Genomic DNA, 762 nt, shown 5'->3' with positions numbered 1-762 from the left:
TTTTTGTTCATTTTATCCAGGTCAATGTTAACCGTCTGGATGGTACAGTTTAATTTTCTAATAAAGAATTAGAAACAAACAGAATTTTTAAAGTTTACCGTCCAGACGGTTTATTTCAAACTTTCAATTGGTTGAAAATTGAAAATATACAGTCTTATTGATAGGATAAACAGTGTATCGCAAACCTACTAGTCATGGAGGGCGTTCAAATGCCTAGAGAATCGAAACGAGATAAGATACTAAATGCAGCTGCTGATATTGTTTTAAACCATGGAACCGAAGCCCTTACCCTTGATGCCGTGGCCAATCTTGCAGAAGTAAGCAAGGGAGGGTTGTTGTACCACTTTTCTACCAAAGAAGCCCTGATTACAGGTCTTGTGCAGCGGATGGACCGTAACCAGCGTCAAAAGGTTGAGGATACTACCTTATCCGATAAAACACAAATTGGAAAATGGTCAAGATCCTATATCCAAACGATGTACAATCAAAGTCTTGAAAATAAAAGGCTCACTGCCGGTATGCTTGCTGCTCAAGCTTTTGATCCCCAATTATTGAAGCCACTGCAGGAAACACATCAAAATTTCCAAAACCTAATTCAAAACGATGGAATTGATGAAGTCCAAGCAATGATTTTAAAACTAGCGATCGACGGTCTGTGGCTATCTGAAACATTCGGTCTTGGGAACATAGATGTAGACTTGAAGAAACGGGTAATGACCACTCTTTTACAACAATCTAAGAAAAAGAAATAAAATCAGAGGA

Annotated in this window: 1 protein-coding gene; it reads left to right on the top strand. The window is 38.2% G+C overall.

The features are described 5' to 3' along the window. Positions 1-209: 209 nt before the first annotated feature. On the top strand, positions 210-752 hold the full coding sequence (locus tag LD39_RS00010; protein ID WP_035541432.1) for a TetR/AcrR family transcriptional regulator: 543 nt from the start codon (positions 210-212) through the stop codon (positions 750-752). Positions 753-762 lie beyond the last annotated feature (10 nt).

It is taken from the genome of Halobacillus sp. BBL2006, assembly GCF_000786645.1.
Taxonomy (GTDB): Bacteria; Bacillota; Bacilli; order Bacillales; family Halobacillaceae; genus Halobacillus.
Note: the sequence above shows the minus strand (reverse complement) of the source record. Positions and strands in the feature narration are given on the sequence as shown.